This window comes from Ruegeria sp. AK4 (assembly GCF_056541025.1).
Genome location: NZ_JBQFXS010000002.1, coordinates 450098 through 475138, shown reverse-complemented (window position 1 = coordinate 475138; position 25041 = coordinate 450098). Strand labels below are relative to the sequence as shown.

The 25041-nt window shown below is 60.4% G+C and carries 25 protein-coding genes; 14 read left to right on the top strand and 11 right to left on the bottom strand.

The window, feature by feature from the left end; genetic code table 11:
* Nucleotides 1-3: 3 nt before the first annotated feature.
* The 6 genes from ACR0EZ_RS06040 to ACR0EZ_RS06015 all read right to left on the bottom strand — a co-directional run bounded on the left by ACR0EZ_RS06040 (nt 4) and on the right by ACR0EZ_RS06015 (nt 6744).
* Nucleotides 4-1344, bottom strand: coding sequence for an NAD(P)/FAD-dependent oxidoreductase (locus ACR0EZ_RS06040; RefSeq protein WP_480611721.1), 1341 nt, complete (start codon nt 1342-1344; stop codon nt 4-6).
* Nucleotides 1341-2837 carry an aldehyde dehydrogenase gene (locus ACR0EZ_RS06035; protein WP_480611720.1) on the bottom strand — a complete coding sequence of 499 codons (1497 nt, stop codon included), beginning with the start codon at nt 2835-2837 and terminating at the stop codon, nt 1341-1343. Before ACR0EZ_RS06035 ends, ACR0EZ_RS06040 begins: the two co-directional genes overlap by 4 nt.
* 5 nt (nt 2838-2842) lie before the next feature.
* Entirely contained in the window at nt 2843-3760 is a 918-nt protein-coding gene (locus ACR0EZ_RS06030; RefSeq protein WP_480611719.1) for a dihydrodipicolinate synthase family protein, read from the bottom strand.
* Nucleotides 3761-3768: 8 nt separating this feature from the next.
* Nucleotides 3769-4479: a GntR family transcriptional regulator gene (locus ACR0EZ_RS06025; RefSeq protein WP_480611718.1), complete on the bottom strand. Its 711-nt coding sequence runs from the start codon at nt 4477-4479 to the stop codon at nt 3769-3771.
* A 160-nt stretch (nt 4480-4639) separates the two neighbouring features.
* The gene (locus ACR0EZ_RS06020) at nt 4640-5533 is read right to left on the bottom strand and encodes a helix-turn-helix domain-containing protein (protein ID WP_480611717.1); all 894 of its coding nucleotides are present in this window, start codon (nt 5531-5533) and stop codon (nt 4640-4642) included.
* Nucleotides 5534-5910: 377 nt separating this feature from the next.
* Complete coding sequence (locus ACR0EZ_RS06015; protein WP_480611716.1) at nt 5911-6744, bottom strand: IclR family transcriptional regulator; 834 nt, start codon at nt 6742-6744, stop codon at nt 5911-5913.
* A gap of 244 nt (nt 6745-6988) precedes the next feature.
* On the opposite strand from ACR0EZ_RS06015, the gene ACR0EZ_RS06010 reads away from it, so the two are divergent.
* From ACR0EZ_RS06010 to ACR0EZ_RS05975, 8 genes are all read left to right on the top strand, one after another.
* A complete protein-coding gene (locus tag ACR0EZ_RS06010; protein WP_480611715.1) occupies nt 6989-8083 on the top strand; it encodes a TRAP transporter substrate-binding protein in 1095 nt (364 codons plus the stop codon).
* Nucleotides 8084-8163: 80 nt separating this feature from the next.
* A complete protein-coding gene (locus tag ACR0EZ_RS06005; RefSeq protein WP_480611714.1) occupies nt 8164-8772 on the top strand; it encodes a TRAP transporter small permease subunit in 609 nt (202 codons plus the stop codon).
* Nucleotides 8765-10129 carry a TRAP transporter large permease gene (locus tag ACR0EZ_RS06000; RefSeq protein ID WP_480611713.1) on the top strand — a complete coding sequence of 455 codons (1365 nt, stop codon included), beginning with the start codon at nt 8765-8767 and terminating at the stop codon, nt 10127-10129. Before ACR0EZ_RS06005 ends, ACR0EZ_RS06000 begins: the two co-directional genes overlap by 8 nt.
* The gene (locus tag ACR0EZ_RS05995) at nt 10126-11469 is read left to right on the top strand and encodes an amidase (protein ID WP_480611712.1); all 1344 of its coding nucleotides are present in this window, start codon (nt 10126-10128) and stop codon (nt 11467-11469) included. Before ACR0EZ_RS06000 ends, ACR0EZ_RS05995 begins: the two co-directional genes overlap by 4 nt.
* A gap of 16 nt (nt 11470-11485) precedes the next feature.
* Nucleotides 11486-11680, top strand: coding sequence for a hypothetical protein (locus ACR0EZ_RS05990; protein ID WP_480611711.1), 195 nt, complete (start codon nt 11486-11488; stop codon nt 11678-11680).
* A 4-nt stretch (nt 11681-11684) separates the two neighbouring features.
* A complete protein-coding gene (locus ACR0EZ_RS05985; protein ID WP_480611710.1) occupies nt 11685-12647 on the top strand; it encodes a 2-hydroxyacid dehydrogenase in 963 nt (320 codons plus the stop codon).
* Between the two features lie 12 nt (nt 12648-12659).
* Entirely contained in the window at nt 12660-13532 is an 873-nt protein-coding gene (locus tag ACR0EZ_RS05980) for an NAD(P)-dependent oxidoreductase (protein ID WP_480611709.1), read from the top strand.
* Between the two features lie 158 nt (nt 13533-13690).
* On the top strand, nt 13691-16216 hold the full coding sequence (locus tag ACR0EZ_RS05975) for a cation:proton antiporter (RefSeq protein WP_480611708.1): 2526 nt from the start codon (nt 13691-13693) through the stop codon (nt 16214-16216).
* 29 nt (nt 16217-16245) lie between these two features.
* Here the strand turns inward: ACR0EZ_RS05975 and ACR0EZ_RS05970 are convergent, their stop codons facing one another.
* Genes ACR0EZ_RS05970 through ACR0EZ_RS05950 form a run of 5 tightly spaced genes read right to left on the bottom strand, consistent with a single transcriptional unit; the run spans nt 16246 to nt 19541 of the window.
* Nucleotides 16246-17652: a DUF4384 domain-containing protein gene (locus tag ACR0EZ_RS05970; protein WP_480611707.1), complete on the bottom strand. Its 1407-nt coding sequence runs from the start codon at nt 17650-17652 to the stop codon at nt 16246-16248.
* On the bottom strand, nt 17649-18059 hold the full coding sequence (locus ACR0EZ_RS05965; protein WP_480611706.1) for an ExbD/TolR family protein: 411 nt from the start codon (nt 18057-18059) through the stop codon (nt 17649-17651). Before ACR0EZ_RS05965 ends, ACR0EZ_RS05970 begins: the two co-directional genes overlap by 4 nt.
* The gene (locus ACR0EZ_RS05960) at nt 18056-18490 is read right to left on the bottom strand and encodes an ExbD/TolR family protein (protein ID WP_480611705.1); all 435 of its coding nucleotides are present in this window, start codon (nt 18488-18490) and stop codon (nt 18056-18058) included. Before ACR0EZ_RS05960 ends, ACR0EZ_RS05965 begins: the two co-directional genes overlap by 4 nt.
* 10 nt (nt 18491-18500) lie before the next feature.
* Entirely contained in the window at nt 18501-19121 is a 621-nt protein-coding gene (locus ACR0EZ_RS05955) for a MotA/TolQ/ExbB proton channel family protein (protein WP_480611704.1), read from the bottom strand.
* A gap of 3 nt (nt 19122-19124) precedes the next feature.
* A complete protein-coding gene (locus ACR0EZ_RS05950; RefSeq protein WP_480611703.1) occupies nt 19125-19541 on the bottom strand; it encodes a hypothetical protein in 417 nt (138 codons plus the stop codon).
* A gap of 406 nt (nt 19542-19947) precedes the next feature.
* Between ACR0EZ_RS05950 and tssA the strand changes: the two genes are divergently transcribed.
* The 6 genes from tssA (at nt 19948) to tssE (ending at nt 25039) form a co-directional block, all read left to right on the top strand.
* Nucleotides 19948-20979, top strand: a complete 1032-nt coding sequence (gene tssA, locus ACR0EZ_RS05945) for a type VI secretion system protein TssA (protein ID WP_480611702.1) — start codon at nt 19948-19950, stop codon at nt 20977-20979.
* A 68-nt stretch (nt 20980-21047) separates the two neighbouring features.
* Nucleotides 21048-21563, top strand: coding sequence for a type VI secretion system contractile sheath small subunit (gene tssB, locus ACR0EZ_RS05940; protein WP_039526464.1), 516 nt, complete (start codon nt 21048-21050; stop codon nt 21561-21563).
* Nucleotides 21564-21566: 3 nt separating this feature from the next.
* Nucleotides 21567-23063 carry a type VI secretion system contractile sheath large subunit gene (tssC, locus tag ACR0EZ_RS05935; RefSeq protein ID WP_480611701.1) on the top strand — a complete coding sequence of 499 codons (1497 nt, stop codon included), beginning with the start codon at nt 21567-21569 and terminating at the stop codon, nt 23061-23063.
* A gap of 92 nt (nt 23064-23155) precedes the next feature.
* Nucleotides 23156-23650, top strand: a complete 495-nt coding sequence (locus ACR0EZ_RS05930; RefSeq protein ID WP_480611699.1) for an Hcp family type VI secretion system effector — start codon at nt 23156-23158, stop codon at nt 23648-23650.
* An 80-nt stretch (nt 23651-23730) separates the two neighbouring features.
* Entirely contained in the window at nt 23731-24552 is an 822-nt protein-coding gene (locus ACR0EZ_RS05925; protein ID WP_480611698.1) for a type VI secretion system accessory protein TagJ, read from the top strand.
* Nucleotides 24545-25039: a type VI secretion system baseplate subunit TssE gene (gene tssE, locus ACR0EZ_RS05920; RefSeq protein WP_480611697.1), complete on the top strand. Its 495-nt coding sequence runs from the start codon at nt 24545-24547 to the stop codon at nt 25037-25039. Before ACR0EZ_RS05925 ends, tssE begins: the two co-directional genes overlap by 8 nt.
* The last annotated feature ends 2 nt before the right edge of the window (nt 25040-25041 follow it).

Here is a 25041-nt window from a genome sequence, read left to right as displayed (position 1 = left end):
CGGTCAGTCTTTTCGGGCTTTCCACTCTTTCCATCTGAGGATTGCGTTCGCGCCGATCTCCCGGAAGGGTTGCGGTGGCAGGCGTTTTGGTTGGGCTTCGGCGGAGAAGTGGCTGGAAATGGCTGAGCTGTGGTCGCAGGCCAGTTCTGCTGCGGCGATGCCGGTAAGGGTGCCGCGTGCGGTGCCCAGCCCGTTTTGAACGCAGCCTGAATAGACGCCGGTGTCGATCTCGCGGGTGACCGAGACACCGTTGAGGCTGAGGCACAGGTGACCGGCCCATTGGTATTCCATCTGCATCCCCGCCAGTTGCGGAAAGCGCTGGTCGAATTTGCGCTGCATGACGCGGGCGGCGCGCTTCAAGTCGCCCTGTTTGGGGGCCATGCCGGGGCGCAGGGCGGCGCAGGTGCGGGTTACGACACGGTTGCCGCCCTGACCGGTATCGATGCGGCGCATGGTGGTGCCCATCGGATCCGAAGGGGTAATGCCCCAGCGCGATTGCCCGCCCAGCTTTGCCAGCGAGTCGCGATCCAGTTCCGGCGTCATGACGGCGAACAGGAACAGTTGCATCAGCCGGTCGCGTTCGATGCCGAAGCTTTCCAGATGGCCGTTGACCGTCAGAATGACCTTCGATGCGGTTACGGCAGCCTTTTCCGCCTGCACCCGCCAGCCTGCGCCCTCGCGTTCAAAGCGGGTGACGGGGCTGTTTTCAAAGATTTGCACGCCTTGCCCGGCCAGCCCGCCCGCTAGACCCCGGATATAGCCTGCGGGCTGCAATACCACCGTGCCCGGCGTGTAAAGCCCCGAGATGTAATGACGCGAGCCGGTCAGGTCATACATCTGCTGTGGGTCCAGCGGCTGGCTGTCTTCGCCCAGCGAGGCCAGATGCCGGGCATAGCTTTTGTTGTGGGCCTCGGCGGCTTCGCTGGCCGCGCCGTTGACCTTGCCGACCGGGTCGAAGTAATTCGGGTCGATCTGGTATTCCTCGACCGCCGCGCGGGCAAAACCAATAGCCTGCCGGTTCAGGTCGATCATCTTGTGGTCATCGCCGCTGCCGGCATAATCGTCCGAGGCCAGATCGTGGGGCAGGTCGATCATGAAGCCCGAGTTGCGGCCCGCAGCGCCCTCGGCCACCCGGCCCGCGTCGATCACAACAACCATTGCCTCGGGTTCCAGTTGCGTGATGCGCCGTGCCGCGCTCAGGCCCGCGAACCCGGCCCCCACCACGACAAAATCGGCGCTCAGGTCATCCTCCAGCACTTTCGCAGGAGCCTGCGCTCCCAGAATGGCATTCCAGGCTGCCGGCCCGTGTTGAACCGGCAGGGAATTTGCGCTGTACCGCGTCAACTCACGGCCTCGTCGGCGTCATCGGCCAGATCGATCCAGATGGTTTTCAGCTGGGTGTACTGATCATGAGCGTGGACCGAGTTGTCGCGACCGCCAAAGCCCGACTGCTTGAAGCCGCCAAAGGGGGTCGAGATATCGCCCTCGCCAAAGCTGTTTACCGTCACGGTCCCGGCGCGCAGGGCGCGGGCGCCGCGAATGGCGCGTTTGGCATTGGCGGTGAAGATCGACGCACACAGACCGTATTCGGTGTCATTGCCGATCTGAATCGCCTCGTCAAAGCCCGAGATTTCAATGACCGACAGAACCGGGCCAAAGATCTCTTCACGGGCCAGCAGGGCGGTGTTGTTTTCGACCTCGACCACGGTGGCCTCGACAAACCCGTCCTTGGCCTTGCCGCCGATCACAACATTCTCGGCCTTTTCAAGATAAGAGCAGACCTTGTTGTAATGGCCTTCGCTGACCAGCGCGCCCATGCGGGTTTCCGGGTCCAGCGGATCACCGATACTCCACTGTTTGGTGTGATGGGCGATGCGTTCAAGCAGTTCGGCCTTGACGTCCTTGTGCACGATCAGGCGGGACGAGGCCGAGCAGTTCTCGCCCATATTCCAGAACGCTCCGTTCACCACATGCGCAGCGACACGGTCCAGATTCTCGGCGTCATCCATCACGATGGCGGGGTTCTTGCCGCCCATTTCCAGTACGACCTCCTTGGCATTGCTTTCCGCCGAATAGGTCAGGAACTTCTTGCCGGTCACGGTCGAGCCGGTGAAGGACACCATGTCGATATCCATATGACGGCCGATGGGCTCGCCCACCTCGGAACCACCGCCGGGGAGGATGTTGAGAACACCTGCCGGAATACCGGCTTCCATCGCCAGTTCCGCCACGCGCAGTGCGGTCAGGGTGGTTTCCTTGGCAGGTTTGATCACAAGCGAACAGCCCGCCGCCAGCGCCGGGCCGATCTTCCACGCCAGCATCAGCAGTGGGAAGTTCCACGGCAGCACCAGACCGACAACGCCAATCGGTTCGCGCACGACCATGGCGATGTGATCGTCGCTGGCCGGGGCCACCTGATCATAGATCTTGTCGATCGCCTCGGCGTGCCATTTCAGACAGTGGATCGTCTCGGGCACATCCACGGTCTCGCAATCGTAGATGGTCTTGCCGCTGTCAATGCTTTCCATCACCGCAAGCTCGCGCGCGTTGCGCGTTAGAAGTTTGCACAGACGGATCAGAACATCCTTGCGTTCGGACGGGTGCAGTTTCGACCAGCGGCCATCGTCAAACGCCTCGCGCGCCTTTTCGACTGCAAAATCCACGTCTTCCGAGTCGCAGGCCGCGATCTCGGCCAGGGTCTCGCCGGTGGCCGGGTTGATGCTGGTGAAGGTTGCGCCGGATATCGCGGGGCGAAAAGAGCCGTCGATGAAAGCGCCGGTGGGCAGGTCCAGACCCGCGGCGATGGATTTGTATTCGTCCTGTGTCAGCAGAGCCATGTGTCTTATCCTTCTGCCAATATGTCGGCTATTTTGCGTTTCAGCACGCGCGTCACCTGTTCCAGCGCGCGCTTGTCATCTTTGTTCAGACCCCGCAGCGGCGGGCGCATTATCCCTGCGTCGATGCCGTTCATGGTGACGCCCTGCTTGATGGTCTGGATGAATTTGCCGCCCTGTTCCAGCACATGCATCAGCGGCAGCATGGCCGACATGATGCGGCGGCCCTTGTCGAAATTGCCTTCGACCACACAGGCGTTGTACAGCGCCACGTGTTCAGCCGGCAGGAAGTTCGACCCGCCACAGACCCAGAACCGTGATCCCCATGCAAAGAACTCGAGCGCCTGATCGTCCATACCGCAGCCCAGCTGGATATGCGGATAATCGCGGGCCAGCAGGTGCACGCGGTTGATATCACCCGAGCTTTCCTTGATGCCGCAGAAATTGCGGCTGCGGCCCACTCGGTCCAGGAATTCCGCGCCCATCATAGTGCCGGTGCGGTGCGGATAGTTATACAGCATCACCGGCAGATCGGCGGCCTTGTCGATGGCCAGCGCGTTCAGCGCGTTTTCCCGGTCGGTGGGCACGGAATAGGCGGGGCTGGCCAGCAGGATCGCATCCGCGCCGATCTCTCGCGCGCCAGCGGCCAGAGCGGTGGAATCCGGCGTCATCATCGCGCCGGTGCCAACGACCAGAGGCAGCCGGCCCTTCAGTTGTTCATGGGTGAACCTGGCCAGTTCCAGGCGCTCGGTCACGGTCTGGGAATAGTTCTCGCCGGTCGAGCCGCCCGAGATCAGGCCGTGCACGCCGTTTTCGATCAGATACTCGATCACATCCGACAGCGCGTCCCAATTGACGCTGCCATCGTCGTTGTAAGGGGTCACGACGGGCGTGTAGATCCCTTCGAATTTGAACAGGGGGGTCATTTACATCCTCATGCAGGGGTTTTGCGCGCCATGGTTCCAAGCGGCACATCAAGCCCGGCGGGCGTGACGAACAGCTCGATCTGGTCGCGGGACAGGTTCCAGTGATCGATGGCCAGCTGGGCAGCCGCCGCCTCATCCCCCGCCTCGATGGCGGCGATGATGGCGTCGTGCTGCGTGCTGGCCTGCGGCAGGTTCTTGGCCATGGCGGCATCCTGAGGCCAGTAGAATGTCATGCTAATCCGGGCATGGTCGATCAGCAGCCGCTTGAACGACGGCAGCAGGTAGATGTTATCGGCCATGTCCCCGGTAATCTCGTGAAAGCGATTGTTGGTCATTGCCCGATCCGCGCCCGATCCGGACCGCAAAGCGGCTTTGAAACACTCCTGCGCCTGTTTCAACAGGTCGATCTGGTGGGGTTTCGCGTTTTTGGCCGCAAGCTGCAGAATGGCGCCATAGATCATGGGCGCGGCCAGGAAAAAGTCGCGCAGCGTGGTGTAGGACATCCCCGACACCCGGGCCCCGCGGTTCTCGCGCAGCTCAAGGTAACCCTCACCGGCCAGTTGGCGGAACACCTCGCGCAGGGGGGTACGCGACAGATTGAATTCTTCCGACAGGGTTGTTTCGTCCAAGTCTTCACTTGGCTTCAACCTCTGCGTCAGTACCGCCGTTTTCAGGTGCTCGTAGAGCTTTGTTTTCTTGAGCCGTGCGGCGTCTTTCATACCTGAACCTCCCGCCAGGAAATCATACGCGGTGGCGACTTGAGATTCGCCTGCGCAGCGTCGCTGTGATAACGAATATTCAATTTGTGTACAAATAAAAAATTCTCTGTATGCAAATGCAAAGCTGGGATAAACAATGCGTGCCGACAATGGACGTGGGTTAGTCCGTGCGGAAGTGATCTGAATAGGCCTGCCGCAAGGACGGGCTGCGGCGGGCAAACAGCGAGGTTGGCATTTCCTCTCCGGCAAAACACCAGAACTCGAGGTTTGATCCATCGACATGCGGGCCGATGAACTGAAAGTTCAGATCGCTGCACAATTGATGCCCGATTGGGCTGGCAGCGATTGCAGACAAATCCCGCAAGAACACCTCTTGCTCTGCCAGAGTTTCCAGAACGCCAACGAATCCCGTCAGCAGGGGAAGCGCGGCTTTCTGATGCCCTTGCGCGATATAGACCCCGGCGCAATAGCCGAAATAGTTGCCGGGAAGCAGGGGACGCCGAAGCGCATCGAGACTGAATTCGGTTTCAACAAGACGCCTGTCGCGGAACCGTGCCTCTAACGCATCATTCAGAAATACCAGTGAGATATGCGCAGCCAGACCCCCGCCGCAGGTGACATAGACGCCGCACATGGCCCCGTCGCGTAGGATGTCCTTCCAGATCGGAGCGCTGGCGGAAAACCCGTCGGGAAATTCATGCGCGCCTGCGCGTTCCAGTGCCTGTACGGCGATGTCAGCCTCTTCGACGGACCCCAATTCCGACGCGACATCGTGTTCGCGAAACACGCGATAGACCGTCCCGTGGGCGGTCTCGCGGCTCTCCCAATCCGTGCGGCAGGCGATGACCTCATCCCGTGTCCAGCCGAGTTTTTCGACCAGCCGATGCTCCAGATCGCCGCGCATGAATGAGACCGAGCGTTCGTACTTGCCGATTGCGTCGACACTCAGACCCAGCAGGTCCGCAAGCTGTTCCTGCGTCATCCGGCCATGCGCGCCGTTTTGCGTGCGAAAGCTGCGGAGCTTGTCGGCAAAAAGGGATGAACACCTGGTCATGGAGCCTCCGAAATGGCGGGGCGGGTGTTGGTCACTATGCCTGAAAAGGGGGTTTTGCCCAAGCGACTTACGGGTGACTTACGGTTTCCTGCGGATCATGGCGGTGGTCGCGCTGAGGGTGAACAGACAGGTTGGACCCGAACAGCAAAAAAGGACCTTGCCATGACCCGCCGCATATCACCGTCACACGGCGTACTGAACGCGATCTTTTTTGGTGCCGTTTCTGATAATCGGGCAAGGTCGCGCCGCAAACCGGAAGAGGCCCGGCGACCCAAGCGAGAAGGGCCCGTTTCTGTGATGCGCCGTCATAAATTTTCGTGGGGACCGAGAGGGTAGACCGGCGAAGGCGTGGCAAACTTGTTTGGCCGGCAGCCCGGTCAGTTCACGGCAGGCGTGTTGCTGAGCCTCTTGGAAATCTCATTCGCAGCCCGGATGACGGACATCGCAAGCGCGTCCAGTTTGTCGTTCGGAAACCGCGTGATTGGTCCCGAGATCGAAACGCCGGCGACAAGATTCCCCAAAGAATCAAAGACCGGCGCCGCAATGCACCGCATGCCCAGCGAACGTTCCTCATCATCCAGCGCCCATCCACGCTGCCGGGATTTTTTCAGCTCGGTCTTCAGTTGCTGTTTGTCGGTAATCGAGTTCGATGTCTGACGCATCAGCGACAGCGGCTCGAGAAACCGGTCAAGTTCGTCGTCCTCCATGAACGCCATAATGGTCTTGCCCACACCGGAGGTGTGGAAATACGCGTCGGTCCCGTTCTTGATCGACGCCCGTATCGGATTTTCGGATTCGACCTGAACAAGATACAGCAGTTTGCCGCCGTCTTCGACCGCCAGATTTGCCGTCTCGCCGGTTTCCTTGGAAAGCATCCGCATCACCGCTGGCGCAACTTCAAGCAGGTTTGAACCCTCTTCAAATGCGTTTCCGATGCGGTAGGCCTGGGGCCCTATCCGCCATTTGCCGTGATCCGCGTCGTGAGCGACCATTCCGCGATGCTGGAGTGTGCTCAGTATCCGATGCGCAGTTGCCGCTGGTATCGCCGTGTCCTTGGAAATCTCTGCGAGGCTCGCGGCCCTAGACTCGGCGAGGTAAATCAGCACGCGAATGCCACGGTCAAGCGCAACCACAGGCGAACTGCCTGACTTGTCCTGTTTTGACGGAAGGCGCGGACGACCCCGGCGTGAGGCGGCGATTTGTTCAGTCATAAAGGGGCAACCAATGCTCGGATTTCTATTCTCAGAGTCTAGCCCGTCTGGGAGTTAAAAAAAATGAAAATTAAAATACAAATAATTTCATATGTTTGTGGTTATTTTTGAATTATTCGTGAGAGAGTTTCCAAAAAATTTTGCAAATTGTATTTTCTGGCTTATCGTTATCTGCATCCGCTGCAGGGCGGATTGGTGCCCGTGCCGAAAACAAATAGGCAAGGGACCAGTCAAGGGAGGAAACATGACAAAATCTTTGAACCGCAGAAGCTTTCTGCGTGGCTCGGCTGTTGTGGGCGCTGGTGCGCTTGCTGCACCTGCTGTCCATGCACAAGAAGGAACCAACTTCAAGATGCAGGCCGCCTGGGGAGGCGGCATCTTTCTTGAAAACGCGCAGTCTTATGTGAACCGCGTCAACGAGATGTCGGGTGGCAAACTGACGATTGAACTGCTGCCCGTGAACTCGGTGGTCAAAACCAGCCAGATGCAGGACGCGGTTCACCGCGGCGTTCTGGATGCGGCGCATTACGTTCCGGCCTATTGGTATTCGAAATCCAAGACGGCCTCGCTGTTCGGCACCGGCCCGTGCTTTGGCTGGTCCAGCCAGGAAGTTCTGGGCTGGGTGAACTATGGCGGCGGACAGGAACTGTTCGACGAGCTGATGGGCATTCTGGGCCTGAACGTCGTGTCGTTCTTCAACTCGCCGATGCCGGCGCAGCCGCTTGGCTGGTTCAAGGAAGAGATCACAAGCGCGGATCAGATGAACGGCCTCAAGTACCGGACCGTTGGTCTGGCTGCGGACGTTCTGCTTGAGATGGGGATGTCCGTTGTGCAGTTGCCGGGCGGTGAAATTCAGCCCGCGATGAAGTCCGGCCTGATTGATGCGGCGGAGTTCAACAACCCGACCTCGGACCGTGACTTCGGTATGCAGGACGTGTCCAAGCACTACCATCTGGCCTCGTTCCACCAGAGCCAGGAATTCTTCGAGGTCACCTTCAACAAGGACAAGTACGAAGCGCTTGCGCCCGAGCTGAAGGCGATCCTGAAATATGCGTCCGAGGCCGAGAACTCCAACTTCTACTGGAACAACACCAAGCGCTATGCCGACGACCTTGTGAAACTGGCCAACGAGCAGGGCGTCAACGTCTACCGTACGCCCGACAGCGTGATGCAGGCGCAGCTGGACGCGTGGGATGTTGTGGTCGAGCGGATCGCAAACGAAGATCCGTTCTTTGCCAAGGTCATCGAAAGCCAGAAAGCCTATGCGCAGACGGTGATGAACTACCTGAACCTGAACCAGCCGGACTACAAACTGGCCTACAAGCACTATTTCAGCTGAGGTCTGAAACCTTTCTGAAAGGGGATGTCGCGCGCTGCGCGGCATCCTGATCTGCGGGCAGAACAGGCGGGGAAATCACCTTGATCAAGACAATCCACGCCATCGAAGGGCTAAGCCAATGGGTCGGCAAAGCCTTCGGATGGTGCATCCTCATTCTGACACTTTCGGTGTCTTACGAAGTGTTCGTCCGCTACGTGCTGAACAAGCCAACCGTCTGGGCGTTCGACATGATGGTCCAGATGTACGGCGCATTGTTCCTGATGGCTGGCGCCTACGCTTTGGCCCAAGACGCGCATGTGCGCGGCGATGTTCTGTACCGGCTGTTCTCGGTCCGCTGGCAGGCGCGCGTTGATTTCATCCTGTACATCCTGTTTTTCTTCCCCGGCATGTTTGCCCTGTTCTGGTACGGGTGGGAGATCGCCAAAGACAGCTGGCGCTATGAAGAGGTCAGCTGGAACAGCCCAGCACGCATTCAGATTTACTTTTTCAAAACGCTGATCCCCGTCGCTGGATTTCTGTTGATGCTGCAAGGCCTTGCGGAAATGGCGCGCTGCTGGCTGGCGATGAAAAACGGTGTCTGGCTCGACCGTCTGGATGACGTGCGCGAGACGGAAGACATGTTGATGGACGCCACTGTGGACCGCATCCAGTCAACCGGCACCAAGGACGGAGGGCGCCGCAATGACTGATCCTCAGGTCGCCATCTTGATGCTCAGCCTGTTCATTGTGCTGGTGCTTCTGGGCTTTCCGATTGCGTTCACGCTTTTGGCGATGGGTGTGGGGTTTGGCTATTACGCCTACTACCAGTCCGCGCCCGAAAGCATTTCGGACATTTTCAACAACAACATCTTCTATCTGCTGAACCAAAACACCTATTCGGTGATGGAGAATGATACGCTTGTCGCCATACCCTTATTCCTGTTCATGGGATATGTGGTCGAGCGGGCGAATATCGTCGATCGCCTGTTCTTCTCGCTTTACATGGCGGCGCGGAACCTGCCCGGGTCTCTGGCCATCGCGGCGCTGCTGACCTGTGCGGTGTTTTCGACCGCGTCCGGGATTGTGGGCGCGGTGGTCACGCTGATGGGGCTGCTGGCTTATCCGGCGATGGCAAATGCCGGGTATCAGCGCAGCTTTGCCTCGGGCGTGATCTGCGCGGGCGGGACCTTGGGCATTCTGATCCCGCCGTCGATCATGCTGATCGTTTATGCCGCGATTGCCGAACTGTCGCCCCTGCGGCTTTATGCGGCGGCGGTGTTCCCGGGGCTTCTGCTGGCGGGGCTGTACATCGTCTACGTTATGATCCGCGTGTGGATAAACCCGTCTCTGGCCCCGAAACCGCAAGAGGATGACATTCCGCCCAAACGGCAGATTTACCTTGATCTGCTGGTGTCCTTCGTGCCCCTGACCGTGTTGATTATGCTGGTGCTCGGCTCGATCCTCGGCGGATTGGCAACCCCGGCCGAGGCGGCAGCGATGGGCGCTTTGGGTGGTCTGGTGCTGGCGGTGCTCTATCGGTCGCTGACCTGGGACAAGGTCAAGCAAAGCGTCTTTCTGACGGCCAAGGCCACGGCCATGGTGTGCTGGCTGTTCGTCGGCTCGTGGACCTTTGCGTCGATCTTCTCATATCTCGGTGGGCATGACGTGATCGAGCATTGGGTGGTGGGCATGAACCTGCAGCCCTGGCAGTTCCTGGTTCTGGCGCAATTGATCATCTTCCTTCTGGGCTGGCCGCTGGAGTGGTCCGAGATTTTGATCATCTTCGTGCCGATCTTCCTGCCGATGCTCGATACATTTGGCGTGAACCCGTATTTCTTCGCGATGCTGGTGGCACTGAACCTGCAGACCTCGTTCCTGACGCCACCTATGGCGATGTCGGCCTATTACCTTAAGGGTGTGCTGAAAAATCAGATCCAGTTGATGGAGATTTTCAAAGGTTTGATGCCATACCTCGCCATCGTGATCCTGTGCATGGTGCTGATGTACCAGTTCCCGGGTATTGCGCTGTGGCTGCCGGATTACCTGTTCGGTGTGTGGGTGCCATGACGAAACACGACCTGTCCCTGTTCTCGGCGGTTCAATCCGCCGAGGCTATTCGTGAAGGGCGCATCACGTCCGAGGCGCTGGTCGAGGCCTGCCTGAAACGGATCGAGGACACCGAAGGTACCGTCAAGGCATGGGCCTACCTGGACGCAGGCGTCGCGCTGGATCAGGCGCGGGAACTGGACCGTATTCGCAAGGCGGGGCGCGCGACAGGGGCGCTGCACGGCGTACCGGTTGGCCTGAAGGATATCGTGGACACCAAAGACATGCCCACGCAACGCGGCACGCCCATCTTCGCGGGCCGCCAGCCCGAGGCGGACGCGCGGATCGTCGAACATCTGCGCGAGGTGGGTGCGGTGATCATGGGCAAGACCAAGACTACGGAATTCGCCTACATGCATCCGACCGACACCACCAACCCCTCTGATCAGACTCGCACGCCGGGCGGGTCGTCCAGCGGCTCGGCGGCGGCGGTGGCGGCCCGGCATGTTCCCTTGGCGATTGGCACGCAAACCGGGGGGTCGGTGATCCGCCCGGCTTCGTTCTGCGGGGTCTACGGCTTCAAACCTACTCGCGGTACAATTTCGCGCAGCGGCGTGTTCCGGACATCTGTGTCTCTGGATCACATCGGCGGGTTTGCCAATTCGCTGGAAGACATCGCGCTGCTCACGGACGTGGTGTCCGGCTACGACCAAACCGACCCGGCCAGTTTCGCACGGCCCCGCGCGGATATGCTGGCCGGTGCCCGCGCTGACGCTCCGGTCGAGCCGAACATCGCGTGGCTGGATTTCCCGTTCCATGACCGTCTGGACCCGGACACCGTAGAGGGCATAGATGCCGTGATCGACGGTCTGGGCGGGCGGGTCGAGCGGTTTTCGGCTTCGCCGCAACTGGCCGACCTCATCAATGTGCACAAAACGATCTACGATTACGAAATCCGCCAGAACATGGGGGGGATTTCAAAAGATCATGGGCCCGACCTCAGCGCTGAAATGCAGGCGGCGATCCATCGCGGGGCCGAGATCGGCGAGGCACAGTATCAGGACGCATTGGCGGTGATGGCCTCGGCGCAGAGCTTTTTTGCCGAGTATTTCAATGAATTCGACGCCATTCTGGCCCCATCGGCCACGGGTGAAGCCCCGTCTCTGGATGCGGGGCATACCGGGGATTCGGTCTTTTGCCTGACCTGGACATTGGCAGGGCTTCCAAGCCTGACGCTGCCTTTGCTGGTCGGGGGCAACGATCTGCCGGTCGGGGTGCAACTGATCGGCGCGGCGGAAGAAGATGGCCGCCTGTTGCGCACAGCCGCATGGGTTCAGCGCAGCCTTGGCGCTCAGGAATAAGGGAAAGGGGAAACACATGTCGCGAATGACCAACATCATCATGGGCATCATCGGCGTCGGCCTGATGACAGTCTTTGTTCTGGGTCTTTCACACAGCATCTCGACCGGGTTCGCCGGGTTCTGGGGCGGCTTTCCGTTCATGTGCATCGCGTTTTTCGTGATCGGGCTTGCGCTTTACAACTTCTGGGAAGACGCCATCAAAAAGGACTGACCTCATGAGCGACAAACCGGTCCTCTGGCTTCCCCGCCGGGTTTCCGATGCCACGGTTGAGCGCGCCCGCCGCGACTATGACGTGATCCTGAACGAAGCCGATACGCCGGGCACGCCAGATGAGATTGTCGCGATGAGCGCGCAGGTCGACGCGATGATGCCCTGCCATTCCGAGCCGTTCTCGGCCGAGGTTGTGGCCCGCCTTGACCCGCGCCTGAAAATCGTCGCGAACCATTCGGTTGGCGTGGATCACTGCGATTTGCCCGCATTGGCGGCCAGGGGGATCATGGTGACGAACACGCCTGACGTTCTGTCCGATGCGACCGCAGAACTGGCCATGCTGCTGATGCTGGGTGCCGCGCGGCATGCGGTCCGGGGGGACCGTTTGATGCGCACCGGCACGTGGGACAGTTGGAGCCCGTCTTTCATGGTGGGCAAACAGGTTACAGGCGCACGTCTGGGCATCATCGGAATGGGGCGCGTCGGTCGCGCATTTGCCGCAAAAGCACGCGGGTTCGACATGGAAATCCACTATTTCAACCGGACCCGCCTGTCGCCGGATCAGGAACAAGGCGCGTTTTATCACAAAAGCGTCGAAAGCCTGCTGCCGGTCGCCGATTTCCTGTCGCTTCACTGCCCGGCAACGCCCGAAACGATGGACTTGATGAATGCCGAGCGGATCGCGTCCCTGCCCGACGGGGCCATTTTGGTGAACTCTGCCCGCGGCGCGCTTGTGGATGAGAACGCGCTGCTGCGCGCCGTCGAAAGCGGAAAACTGGCGGCGTCGGGCCTTGATTGCTTCAAGACGGAACCGGGCGGCAATCCCGGTTTTGCAGCGCATGAGAATATCTTCATGCTGCCGCATATCGGCAGCGCTACGACCAGAACCCGCGATGCGATGGGCTTTCGCGCGTTGGACAACCTAGACGCATTCTTCGCTGGGCAAACCCCGCGAGACCTTTTGTAGAGGAAAATTACAATGGCAAAACTTGCATTTCTTGGCCTTGGCGTCATGGGGTATCCGATGGCGGGCCACCTTCAGGCCGCAGGCCATGATGTGACCGTTTACAACCGGACCCCGGCCAAGGCCGACGCATGGGTTGCCGAGCATGGCGGCGGCATGGGCGTCACTCCGCGCGAAGCCGCCGAGGGCGCAGAATTCGTGATGACCTGCGTCGGCAATGACGATGATCTGCGCAGCGTGTGCACCGGCCCGGATGGCGCGTTTGCCGGCATGTCTGCGGGGGCAACGCTTGTGGACCACACGACCGTATCGGCCAAGGTCACGCGCGAGTTGTTCGAAGCTGCCAAGGAACAAGGCCTCGCCTTTGTGGATGCGCCGATTTCCGGCGGGCAGGCCGGGGCGGAAAACGCTGTTCTTTCAATAATGTGTGGCGGTGATCAGGCCGCGTATGATGCCGCCGAACCGATCATGCAGGTCTATTCGAAAATCTGCCGCCGGATCGGGGACAGCGGCGCAGGCCAAATGACCAAGATGTGCAACCAGATTGCAATTGCAGGACTGGTGCAGGGCCTCAGCGAAGCCCTGCATTTTGCCGAGAAGGCGGGTCTGGATGGCCGTTCGGTCGTCGAGGTGATCAGCCAGGGCGCCGCCGGAAGCTGGCAGATGGCGAACCGGTACGAGACGATGCTGGACGACCACTTCGACCACGGCTTCGCGGTGGACTGGATGCGAAAGGATCTGGGTATTTGCCTTAATACCGCGAACGAGACCGGGGCCAGCCTGCCTGTGACCGCGCTGGTCGATCAATTCTACAAGGATGTTCAGAAGCTGGGCGGCGGGCGGTGGGATACCTCGGCGCTGCTCAAGCGCCTTCGCGCGGCGGATTGAGCTTCGGCGCGACGGACGCCGTCCGAACCTTTCGGAAAATTGGCACCGGGTGGGACATCCGGGTTGCGGCCCGTGTCCCCGGCAATTGATGGCCTTTTGGCCGCCGGGTTGCGAGACTGTCCGTGCGTCTGCCGTCAAGCTGAGTCTATAACAGTGCTATGGATATTGTTCTTGTAACCACTGTTGTTGCATCGCTTTTTGTCGTCATAGGGCTGGCCGAACCGGTCGCCGCGCGCCTGCGCTTTCCCTACAGCGTCGTGCTGGCAGTTCTGGGGATCGTGATCGGTGCCGCCGCCACCTTTTTCCTGCAAACCGATCTGACCGAGGTGATGAACCCGGTGGCCGAGGCCATCCTCGGCTTCCCCATCCGCGCGAATGTGTTCCTGTACCTGTTCCTGCCCACGCTGCTGTTTCAGGCGACTTTGGGGATGAACCTGCGGCGCATGCTGGACGACTGGGTGCCGATCTTTGTGCTGGCCATCGTCGCGGTGTTTGTTGCGACATTCACCGTTGGCTTTGCCCTGTCCGCCGTCAGCTCGCTGCCTGTGATGGCTTGCCTTCTGCTGGGTGCGATTATTTCAACAACGGACCCTTCGGCTGTTGTCAGCATCTTTCGCTCAATCGCTGCGCCGCAAAGATTGTCGCGGATCATCGAAGGGGAAAGCCTTTTGAACGACGCCGCCGCCATCGCGCTGTTCGGGCTGTTTGTCGGCTTCGTCATGGTTGGCGCGCCGGATCCGCAACCCCGGGATGCCCTCATTCAGTTTCCTCTGCTTTTGCTGGGCGGGGCGGTCACGGGATGGTTTCTGGCGCGCGCCAGCCTGTGGCTCATGTCGCTGATCGAAGGCTTTGAGCTGGCGCAGGTCTCGATCTCGCTGGCCTTGCCCTATCTGGCCTATGTCATCGCCGAGCAGAGCATAGGCGCGTCAGGCGTGATCGCGGTTGTCGTGGCTGGGATCACCTTGAACCTGTCCGCCCCCGGTCGCCTGACCCCGCAGGCCTGGAGCCGCCTGTCGGATGTCTGGGGCGTTCTGGCCCATTGGGCCGGGGCCTTGATCTTTGTCCTTGCGGCGCTTTTGATCCCGAAACTGCTTAGCGGTGTGCGGTGGACGGATTTCGGACTGATCCTGGTAGTGACCCTTGCAGCCGTTTTTGCCCGTGCGGTCATTCTGTTTGGCTTCCTGCCGTTTCTGACCCTGATACGGGTGTCACCATCCGTGGACCGACCGTTTCGTTATGCAATTCTCTGGGGCGGCATGCGGGGGGCGGTGACTTTGGCTCTGGCACTGGCCGTGACGGAAAACGCCCAGATCCCGGCGGAAACGCAACGAGCCGTAGGTATTCTGGCGACGGGATTCACCTTGTTCACGCTGCTGGTTCAGGGGCCGACCCTGCGCCCGGTCATTCGCCGTCTGGGCCTCGACGCGCTTTCGCCGCTGGATGAGGCGCTGTCACAGCAGGTCGTTGCGGTGTCGCTGCAAACCGTACGCGAGGACGTCAAGCACATGACGGCCAGCTATGAGCTGAACCCCGATATCATCCGGTCCGAGGCGGTCCGGTTCGGCCAAAGGCTGGATACGGCAGTGCACTCTGCCGAAGCCCGCAAGGGCATTCTGGACCGGGACCGCGTGACCCTTGGCCTTATCGCGCTGGCCGGGGCCGAGCGTAACTTTGTCCTCAGCCACATGCGCGACAGATCGCTGTCGACGCGGCTGGCGGACCGGGCGCTGCTGGACATTGACCGGCTTATTGAAGGAACCCGCCTGCAGGGGCGCACCGGGTATTTGCGGGCCGCGCGGCGCACCGTCGCTTATGGCCCGCTGTTCCGGGTCGCGGCGTTTCTGAACGACAGGCTGCGATTGCGCCGGCCCCTTGCCCGCATGACCGCGCATCGGTTTGAGGTGCTGCTTGCGCAACGGCTGGTGCTGCGCGACGTGTACCGGTTCGCAGACCAGCGTATTCGCCGCATCCATGGTCGGCGCGTGGCCGAGATTCTGAGGGAACTCATCGACCGGCGCGCCGAGTTTGTGGACACCGCGCTGGACGGCCTTCAGCTTCAGTATCCGGGCTTCGCGGACGAGGTGCAGCGCCGGTTCATCCGCCGCATCGCCCTGCGTCTGGAAGAGCGGGAGTATGCTGAACTGTATGACGAGGGGTTCATCAGCGCCGAGCTCTATTCGGTGCTGCTGCATGACGTCACCGAGAAGCGCATCGAAGCGGAAGAACGCCCGATGATCGATGTGGCCCCCCGCGCGACCGAGCTTGTCCGGCGTTTGCCCGTGTTTTCGGACCTCGACCGGGGGGGTCTGCGCCGTCTCGCCCGCGCCTTGAAAACCCGCTATGCGGAGGCCGGAGAGAGGATCATCCAGAAAGACGCGCCCGCCCGAAGCGTCTACTTCATCGCCTCGGGCGCCGTCGAGCTTGAGATGGCGGGGCAAAGCTGGCGACTGGGTCGGGGCGATATCTTCGGGCAGACGGAACTGCTGCTGCGCCAACGACGCCGGGCCTCGGTCCGGGCCATCGCGCCCACCACGCTATTGGTTCTGGATGAAGAGAGGTTCCGAAGATTGATCCAGCGCAGTAAGTCCCTGCGCAAAGCCGTGATGGCGAGCGCCGCCAATCAGGGCGTCGATCTGGGGCAGTTCATTGATCCGCAGGGATCTGCGCCGACGAAACCGGAATAGGGCTTCCTATCCCTGACCCGCAGGACCCGTCACCGCTCGGAGGTCGTGATGAAGAAGTAAACCCATTCGCCCTTGAAATCCTGGCTTTCGGCCCGCGCGGCTGAAATGCGGGATTTGAGGAAACTCAGATAGGTCTCGGCAGGTTCGACCAGCGGGCGGTCGCCTTGGTACAACGGCTCCGAGGCCGCAAAGGCGACGGCGATTTCCTGCCCATAAGGCGGCCCGATCGTGATGTAGAGGCCGGAATCACCCGGTGCCGCCGCCCCGACCCGCAAAGCCGTTTTCGCCCGGGTCAGCTCCAGCGGCGTCGACGTGTTCGGGCTGAGGTGAATCACGTGACCCTCGGCATCGAAATAGTCGACATAAACATAGGCGTCGTAATCCGCGCCGGTCAGGTCCAGAATCAATTGCTGGCCTTGAGTGTAGCGGAACTCGCGGGCGTGCACGTCCTCGCCGATCAGCAACGGGTTGGTGATCTGATCGGTCGATTGCGGCAACCCCACATCCGCGATACGGCTCAGCGCCCCGCATTGCGGGCGGGGCAGGATCAGCAGGTTATCGGCGATACGGATATTCTCACCCATTTGCGCTTGAAGGGCATTCAGCGTGGGCGCGCGCAATCCGTCCTCGGGGATATGTCCAATAACTTCCAGCGTGTTGGTGTCGGGCTGGAACTGAACCTGCAGGCGAGAGCAGGGGATTTGCGACAGCAACCCATCAATGCCGTCCCGCAGGTCCTGCGCGGTTTGACCGGCATCCTCGGGGCGCATGAAGCTTTGAATCGCGGCCAGCGAGACGGGGTCGATTGGGCCGTCGCCGGTGGTCGAAAACACCTCGGATGCGCTGGCTTTGGGAATGTCGGGCAGGGTTTGGGTCAGCGCGACGGGCTGGGGCTGCAGCGGTCTGGCCAGATCCGAGGTCGGGTTCGCAAGTGCGACAGCCTGCGTCGGGGCGACCTCTGTTCGGACCGGGTTGGCCTGCAACACAGAAGAGGGGAGGAGGGTTGGTGATACGTCTGCGGCCTGCACGGTCTGATTCGCGTCAGGGGTTTCCTTCAATGCGTCGGCCTCGGCGATCAGGGGTTCGATGCTTTGCGCGATTTGATCCAAGGGGGGCAAGGTGTTGCTGTTGGGCCGGGACGTCGCAATCGCCTGCTGCGGAAGCTGCGCGGCGGTGGCCGTCGATTGACGGATCACCCCCTGATCCAGCCGCGCGCCCGTGGCATCTTGGGCGCGGGCGGTGTCGCGGTCGAGGCGTGCCTCGACAGCCTGACTTTGCTTTACCTGATGGGCAGATAGCTGCATCCGTGTTTCCGGCACCGGCTGCTCGACCACCGGCTCTGGCTCGACGGTCCAGATCAGAAAGACGGCGGCCCCTAGATGCAGGGCAAGCGATCCGGTCAGCCCCAAACCCCATATCAGCGGCCCCCGGATCACCGCACTGGTCCCGAAGGGGTTACGACCAGCACAACCTCGCGCGCGCCCAGTGCTTCGAACTGCGCGATCAGGGGCAGGATGTTGCGCAGCACGGCGTCGCGATGGGCGTTGATCCGGATCAGGGTGTCGGGCTGGGTTTCAAGTACCGATTGAACCTGCCGGGTGGCCTCATCCGGCGACAGTACCACCCCATCCAGCGCCAGCGTTCCATCCGCCCCCACAGACAGGGTCATACCACCCGCAGGCATGTCGGCGCCGGTCTGCGCTGTCGGCGGGGTGACGTCAAACGGTGCTGTGGCGTCCATCCGACCGATCAGCATGAAGAACACCAAAAGGAAGAACACCACATCGATCAGGGCAATGATGGTCTCGGGGTGGTGACGCGGGGCGGGGCGGGTGATCCTCATGGGCGGGCCTCGAGCCGGACGACACGCATGTTGGTGGCCCCGGCGCTGGTGACCACATCTATGACCGACACCAGCGACTGCAACACCGCGCCGCCGGTGGGCAGGATGATGACTTGGCTGGCGGGCTCCTGTGCCAGGCGGTCGGCCAGTAACCTTGCCAGGTCATCCGCGGTCATGGGTTGGCCCTGAAAATAGGGCGCGCCATCCGCACCGATGCGGATCAGCAGGGCACCGGAGGGCGCGTCATTTGCCGCACCTTGCGCAGGCACAGGGCGGTCGGATTGGGCCAGCGCCGGGATCATGTCGAGGTTCAGATAGGTCGATGTGACCATGAAAAAGACCAGTAGAATCAGCATCACGTCGATCATCGGCACCAGCGAGATCAACGGTCGCGTCGGCTTGCGTCTGCTCAGGCTCAACTCGCTGGACATCGACGATTCCCTAATGTGCACCGCGCTCTTCGATGACCATCAGCCGGCCCACCGCGTTTTCGATCGACTGCGCCCCCGCCTCGGCCCGGCCCGAAAGCAAAGAGGCCCCGATGGCGGCGGGAATGGCCACCAGCAACCCGGCAGCGGTTGTCAGCAACGCCTGCCAGATTCCGCCCGCCAGGACCGAGGCATTGGCCGCCCCCTGCGCCAGTTCCAGTTCCTGAAACGACTGGATCATCCCGGTCACGGTGCCCAGCAACCCCAGCAGGGGTGAGATCATGGCAATCAGTTCAAGGACGCGAATCCAGGTGCTCATCGCTGCGAATTCCAGATTGCCGCGCCGCGTGAGTTCCGTCATCAGCGCCGGGCCCCTGAACCCGTCGATCAGCGCCTGCATCGCATAGGCGCAGACCCGGTCCGCCGGGGATTTGCCCGCCGCCAACGCAGCTTGAGCGGGCTGGCGGTCGCCGCCCGCCCATTTGACAAAGGCCGCGTCCCGCTCGGGCCCGCCGGACCGAACCGGAGCCAGTTGAATGGTTTTGACCACGATCAGCGTCAGCGACAACACGGACAGCAGCGCGAGAACGGCGATGATCGGGCCGCCGGTGCCCAGATTTTCCAACCCCGGCATGGCTTACTGCGCCAGACCGGCTGAGGTCTTGCTGTCCAGCACCAACAGCGGGAAGCAATCCAGGGGCTCGGCATTCTGCGGCTTGCAGGCGGGCAGGTCATGCAGCAGCACCTCGGAGATATCCGCACAATCGATTTCGGGGATTTCGAACAGTTTCAGCACGGTGCGCTGAACGGGCAGGGGGGCGGCGTCGATGGACAGCAACCGGTCGATCACGCCGTTGGTGTCGAGGATCGCAAGCGACATTTCGAACTCTTCGAAACTGTTACCGGTCTGGTTGCGAAACAGAAAGAACGCGCGGCACCCGCCCGTCTCTCCGGCCTCGAACTTGTTCAGCTCGATGGACAGCTTCCCTTCGTCTGCCTGCGCGTTGACCGCTGACAGAGCCAGTGCAAGCGCTCCAATAATGCCTGTTTTCATGCGTTGTCCCCTGTTCGTAGTCTCGAATGTCTGATTTTGGCCCCGGCGTGAAACAGCCCCGGACGGGATGTCGGACCGGATTGGTTTGACTGCGATCATTGCAGCATCTGACCCCAAGCGCGAAGAAAAAAATCGGGCGATGCGCGCGGCTTGTGCCGCCTTGTCGGACGTTATTCTGCCCCGCAGGTGTCGCTAGGGAACCTATGTCGCAAAAAAAACGTATTTATTGGGTTTGACTTTGCACCGGGTATGCGGCTGATTCATCACATAGGCCGCGAAGAAACGCGATTTGTTTGCCAGTTCGGCGATCATGTGAAGTAATTCATACACGTGATCATGAACACTGCGCTAAGCGAAGCGACAAGAACAACAGACGGCCAACGGGCGACACGTCATTGGGGAGAACATGGATCTAACTTCTTATCTGGAACCCCGGGGTGAAGAACCCCCCAGCGGTGAAAATCTGGAGTACGATCCGGCCTTCACCGAGCTCGAGATTGCCGCTCAGCCCGGTGAAGAACGTCAGATGGGTGACGAGGTCGTCGCTGCCGAGGAACAGGACTGGCGCGACGTCGAAACCAAAGCGCTGGCTGTCATGGACAAAAGCCACGACCTGCGCGCGGCGATTTATCTGGCCGAGGCGGTTTTGCACACCAAGGGCCTGCCCGCCTTCGCGACCTCGATCGGTTATGTGAAATCTCTGCTGGAAGAGTTCTGGGACACCTGCCATCCCGAACTGGATGAAGATGACGGCGATGCGACGATGCGGATCAACGCGGTGCGCGGTCTGGCCTCATCCGACCGGATGGTGCGCGCGCTGCGTCGCACCGGTCTGACCGACAGCCGTACTTTCGGCAGCATGACCCTGCGCCATCTGGATGTGGTCGATGGCCGGATCAACATGCCGGCAGATCTGGACGTCATTCCCGACGCCACCGGCGTCGCCGCCGCGTTCAAGGATACCGATGACGAGGTTCTGGCCGCCAATGCCGAGGCCGTCGCTTCGGCGATTGAGGATGTGGCCGCAATCGATGCGGTTTTTTCGGACAAAACCCCGGGCGAGGGGCCCAATCTGGACCCGCTGACCGAGGCGCTGACCAGCATCAGGCAAGCTCTGGCCCAATATGCCGATGTCGGCGACATGCCGGTTGAAGACGCAGGCGAAGATGCCGCGCCTGTTTCCGCCTCTGCCCCGGCGGCGGCTGCCCCATCCGGCGGTGGCGCGATCAACTCGCCCGATGATGTCACGATGATGCTGGAACGCATCATGGATTATTACGCCCGCTGCGAACCCTCCAGCCCGCTGCCGGTTTTGCTGGAACGGGCCAAGCGGCTTGTGAATGCCGATTTTCTGACGATTATCGAAGATATGGCGAAAGAAGGTTTGGATGAGGTGCGCCAAATCGGCGGGCTGAAATCCGACGATGATGATTACTGATCCGTTAACGGCAAACCCCTGGTAACGGATTGAAAACAAACACTGATGGATGAATCGAGGAGCATCAGATGGCTGACAGTTCACAAAAATTTATAGCCCGGAACAGGGCTCCGAGAGTTCAGATCGAATACGATGTCGAGCTTTATGGTGCCGAGAAAAAGGTTCAGTTGCCCTTTGTCATGGGCGTCATGAGCGATCTGGCCGGTAAATCCGAGGTCGAACAGCCCGCGGTTGCCGACCGGAAGTTCCTGGAAATCGACGTCGACAATTTTGACGACCGGATGAAGTCGATGGCCCCGCGCGCCGCGTTCACCGTGCCCAACACTCTGACCGGCGAAGGCAACCTGGCCGTCGATATCACATTTGAAAGCATGGACGATTTCAGCCCCGCCGCGATTGCCGCCAAGGTTGAGCCTCTCAAGGAATTGCTGGACGCGCGCACCCAGTTGTCGAACCTGATGACGTATATGGACGGCAAAACCGGCGCCGAAGACCTGATCTCAAAAATCATGCAGGACCCCAGCCTGCTGAAGACACTTGCAGCCCAGCCCAAACCGGGCGGTGACGCTGCTGAGGAGGAATAAAAGATGGCCGAAGAAGAAGCCAAGGTAGAAGCCGCCGAAGGCGCAACAGCATTTGGGTCCTCAGAGTTTGAAGCTCTGCTGACGAAAGAGTTCCGTCCAAAATCGGATCAGGCCAAAACCGCCGTTGAAAGCGCGGTCAAGACGCTGGCCGAGCAGGCGCTGGCCAATACCGGTCTGATTTCGGACGACGCGCTGCGTTCGATCGAAGGCATCATCGCCGAGATCGACAAGAAGCTGACCGAACAGGTCAACCTGATCCTGCACCATGCGGACTTTCAGCAGATGGAAAGCGCGTGGCGCGGGCTGCACTATCTGGTGAACAACACCGAAACCGACGAGATGCTGAAAATCCGCGTGATGAACATCTCGAAAAAGGACATGCACAAGACGCTGCGCAAGTTCAAAGGCACCGCGTGGGATCAGTCGCCGATCTTCAAGAAGCTCTATGAAGAGGAATTCGGCCAGTTCGGTGGTGAACCCTATGGCTCGCTGGTGGCCGACTATCATTTCGACCACAGCCCGCAGGATATCGAGCTGCTGGGCGAGATGTCCAAGATCGCAGCCGCAGCGCATGCGCCGCTGATCACCGGGGCCAAGCCCAGCCTGTTCCAGATGGACAGCTGGTCGGAACTGGCCAACCCGCGCGACCTGACCAAGATCTTCCAGACCCCGGAATATGCCGCATGGCGGTCCCTGCGCGAAAGCGAGGATTCCAAATATGTCGGCCTGGCGATGCCGCGTTTCCTGGGCCGTCTGCCCTATGGTTCCAAGACCGAACCGGTCGAGGAATTTGCGTTCGAGGAAGACACCAGCGGTGCCAACAGCGACAGCTATAGCTGGGTCAACGCGGCTTATGGCATGGCGGTGAACATCAACCGGTCGTTCAAGGAATATGGCTGGTGTTCGCGCATTCGCGGCGTGGAAAGCGGCGGTACGGTCGAAGGCCTGCCGGCGCATACTTTCCCGACCGACGATGGCGGCGTGGATATGAAGTGCCCGACCGAGATCGCAATCTCGGACCGGCGCGAGGCGGAACTGGCCAAGAACGGCATGATGCCCCTGATCCACCGCAAGAACAGCGATTCGGCGACCTTCATCGGCGCGCAATCGCTGCATAAACCCGCCGAGTATGACGATCCGGACGCAACCGCGAACGCCAATCTGGCGGCGCGCCTGCCCTACCTGTTCGCGACCTGCCGCTTTGCGCATTACCTGAAATGCATGGTGCGCGACAAAGTCGGCTCGTTCAAAAGCCGTCAGGACATGGAGTCCTGGCTGCAGGAGTGGATCAACCAATACGTGGATTTCAACGCCGATATCTCTGCCGAAGCAGAGAAAGCGCGCAAGCCGCTCGCCTCGGCCGAAGTGGTTGTTGAAGACGTTGAAGGGAACCCAGGATATTACACGTCCAAGTTCTTCCTGCGTCCGCATTACCAGCTCGAGGGTCTGTCGGTTTCGCTGCGTCTCGTTTCGAAACTTCCGTCAGAAAAAGCCGGTTAATTCGCAAAAAAATGGGTGGCATGTGAAGCGTTTCACTGCCGCCCGAACGGTGCTCCCGTAAACCAAAGCTACAGACATCAAAGGAACGGAAAATGGAAAACGTATTCATCAAAATGGACTTCCCTGGCGAGGCCCGGGAAAAAGGACACACGGACTGGATCGCTTGTAAAGAGATCAGCTGGAATGTGGAACGGACACTGGATATGGGCGACATGGGGACCACCCAGCGCGGATATGCCAATGCCAATTTCGGCAAGGTCGAGCTGAGCACTGAGCTGAGCAAAGCCTCGGCAAAACTGATGACCTATGTCGCTTCGGGCAAAGCCAATGCCGAGATGACAATCCACCTGTGCCGTTCGGGCGACGATGAAAAGAAAGGCATGGAGCCTTATCTGATCCTGACCCTGCGTGATGCCATCGTGGACAGTTATTCGGTGTCGGGTGGTGAAGAATCGATCCCGACCGAAAGCTGGACGGTTGCGTATCGCGGTATCTCGATCAAGTACAAGATCGCTGACTTCAAGACCGGCAAGCTCAGCGATTGCAACGAATTCAAATGGAACCTGGAAACCGGCGACGTCAGCTGATTTCCGGCCTGAAAGAATGGCTCTGGCGTGTTTTTTCGCCAGAGCCTTTGGTATTTTCATCCTGACTGCACGAGGGTTTCATGACGCCGGAAGAGCATCTTAAATCAGGCGATCTGGCGGCCACGCTGGCCACGTTGCAAGACAAGATCCGCGCCAATCCCGCAGACGCCAAGCTGCGGATTTTTCTGTTTCAGCTGCTCTGCGTCATGGGCGACTGGAAACGCGCGATCACGCAGCTGAAGCTGAGTGCGGAAATGGACGAAGCGGCCACGATGATGGCCAAGACCTATCGCGAGGCGATCATTTGCGAGGTTTATCGCGAAAAGGTCTTTGCGGGTGAAAAGACTCCGATGATTTTCGGCGAGCCGCAAGAGTGGCTGGCCCATCTGATCGAAGCGCAGAAACTGACGGCGGGCGGCCATTTCGATCAGGCGGCCGAGCTGCGCGGCAAGGCCTTCGATGCGGCACCCGCGACGTCCGGCACCGTGAATGGCGAGGCGTTCGAATGGATCGCCGATGCGGATATGCGTCTGGGTCCGGTGCTCGAAGTGATCGTGAACGGGCGTTATTTCTGGCTGCCTTTTGGGCAGATCGTCCGGCTGGATATCGAAGCGCCCAGCGATCTGCGCGATGCGGTCTGGACCGCCTGCACGCTGACGGTCGCCAGCGGTGGCGAGGTCGCGGCGCTGATTCCGACACGCTACGCGGGCACGACCGAACGGGGCGACGATGCCGCGCGTCTGGCGCGGGCGACAAGCTGGGTCGATGCCGGGGCGGATACGTTTGTGGGCCTGGGTCAGCGCCTGCTGGCCACCGACAAATCCGACGTCGCGCTGCTGGATATCCGCGAACTGGTACTGAATGTGGCCGCAGAGGCCGGGGAAACGGCGGGAGATGGCTGAGAAGACACTTGCCGAACGATTGCAACCTTCGCTTCTTGACCGGCTGACCGATGACGCGCCGGACCAGTTGAAGGAGGGGCGCGATGCACGTGTGATCGATGTCGGACGGCTTCGGGAAATCATCCAGCGCGATCTGTCCATGTTGCTCAACACTACGGATCAATCCGACCTGATTGATGAAGAGATTTATCCTTATGCGGCAAAATCCGTGCTGAATTACGGCATCCGGGAAACCTCGGGGTCGTTTTCCACCCTGTATCAGGCGCAGCGCATCCAGCAGTCGATTGCCGATTCGATCGAGGTGTTCGAGCCCCGGATCGTCAAAGGCTCGGTCTCAGTTGATTTGCGGTCCGAAAAGGGCTCGGGCGAGATGCATGTGGAATTCGACATCCGCGCCGTGATGTGGGCGCAGCCCATGCCGTTGGAACTGTATCTGCGCAGCCGGGTCGATGTGACCACCGGCGAAGTTGCGATTGAGCGGAGCTAGTC

Bases quoted from the DNA above. Each gene is read 5' to 3' on its own strand.
- ACR0EZ_RS06035 (WP_480611720.1), bottom strand. From the start codon at position 2,837: ATGGCTCTGCTGACACAGGACGAATACAAATCCATCGCCGCGGGTCTG.
- ACR0EZ_RS06030 (WP_480611719.1), bottom strand. From the start codon at position 3,760: ATGACCCCCCTGTTCAAATTCGAAGGGATCTACACGCCCGTCGTGACC.
- ACR0EZ_RS06025 (WP_480611718.1), bottom strand. From the start codon at position 4,479: ATGAAAGACGCCGCACGGCTCAAGAAAACAAAGCTCTACGAGCACCTG.
- ACR0EZ_RS06020 (WP_480611717.1), bottom strand. From the start codon at position 5,533: ATGACCAGGTGTTCATCCCTTTTTGCCGACAAGCTCCGCAGCTTTCGC.
- ACR0EZ_RS06015 (WP_480611716.1), bottom strand. From the start codon at position 6,744: ATGACTGAACAAATCGCCGCCTCACGCCGGGGTCGTCCGCGCCTTCCG.
- ACR0EZ_RS06010 (WP_480611715.1), top strand. From the start codon at position 6,989: ATGACAAAATCTTTGAACCGCAGAAGCTTTCTGCGTGGCTCGGCTGTT.
- ACR0EZ_RS06000 (WP_480611713.1), top strand. From the start codon at position 8,765: ATGACTGATCCTCAGGTCGCCATCTTGATGCTCAGCCTGTTCATTGTG.
- ACR0EZ_RS05995 (WP_480611712.1), top strand. From the start codon at position 10,126: ATGACGAAACACGACCTGTCCCTGTTCTCGGCGGTTCAATCCGCCGAG.
- ACR0EZ_RS05990 (WP_480611711.1), top strand. From the start codon at position 11,486: ATGTCGCGAATGACCAACATCATCATGGGCATCATCGGCGTCGGCCTG.
- ACR0EZ_RS05985 (WP_480611710.1), top strand. From the start codon at position 11,685: ATGAGCGACAAACCGGTCCTCTGGCTTCCCCGCCGGGTTTCCGATGCC.
- ACR0EZ_RS05980 (WP_480611709.1), top strand. From the start codon at position 12,660: ATGGCAAAACTTGCATTTCTTGGCCTTGGCGTCATGGGGTATCCGATG.
- ACR0EZ_RS05975 (WP_480611708.1), top strand. From the start codon at position 13,691: ATGGATATTGTTCTTGTAACCACTGTTGTTGCATCGCTTTTTGTCGTC.
- ACR0EZ_RS05965 (WP_480611706.1), bottom strand. From the start codon at position 18,059: ATGAGGATCACCCGCCCCGCCCCGCGTCACCACCCCGAGACCATCATT.
- ACR0EZ_RS05960 (WP_480611705.1), bottom strand. From the start codon at position 18,490: ATGTCCAGCGAGTTGAGCCTGAGCAGACGCAAGCCGACGCGACCGTTG.
- ACR0EZ_RS05955 (WP_480611704.1), bottom strand. From the start codon at position 19,121: ATGCCGGGGTTGGAAAATCTGGGCACCGGCGGCCCGATCATCGCCGTT.
- ACR0EZ_RS05950 (WP_480611703.1), bottom strand. From the start codon at position 19,541: ATGAAAACAGGCATTATTGGAGCGCTTGCACTGGCTCTGTCAGCGGTC.
- tssA (WP_480611702.1), top strand. From the start codon at position 19,948: ATGGATCTAACTTCTTATCTGGAACCCCGGGGTGAAGAACCCCCCAGC.
- tssB (WP_039526464.1), top strand. From the start codon at position 21,048: ATGGCTGACAGTTCACAAAAATTTATAGCCCGGAACAGGGCTCCGAGA.
- tssC (WP_480611701.1), top strand. From the start codon at position 21,567: ATGGCCGAAGAAGAAGCCAAGGTAGAAGCCGCCGAAGGCGCAACAGCA.
- ACR0EZ_RS05930 (WP_480611699.1), top strand. From the start codon at position 23,156: ATGGAAAACGTATTCATCAAAATGGACTTCCCTGGCGAGGCCCGGGAA.
- ACR0EZ_RS05925 (WP_480611698.1), top strand. From the start codon at position 23,731: ATGACGCCGGAAGAGCATCTTAAATCAGGCGATCTGGCGGCCACGCTG.
- tssE (WP_480611697.1), top strand. From the start codon at position 24,545: ATGGCTGAGAAGACACTTGCCGAACGATTGCAACCTTCGCTTCTTGAC.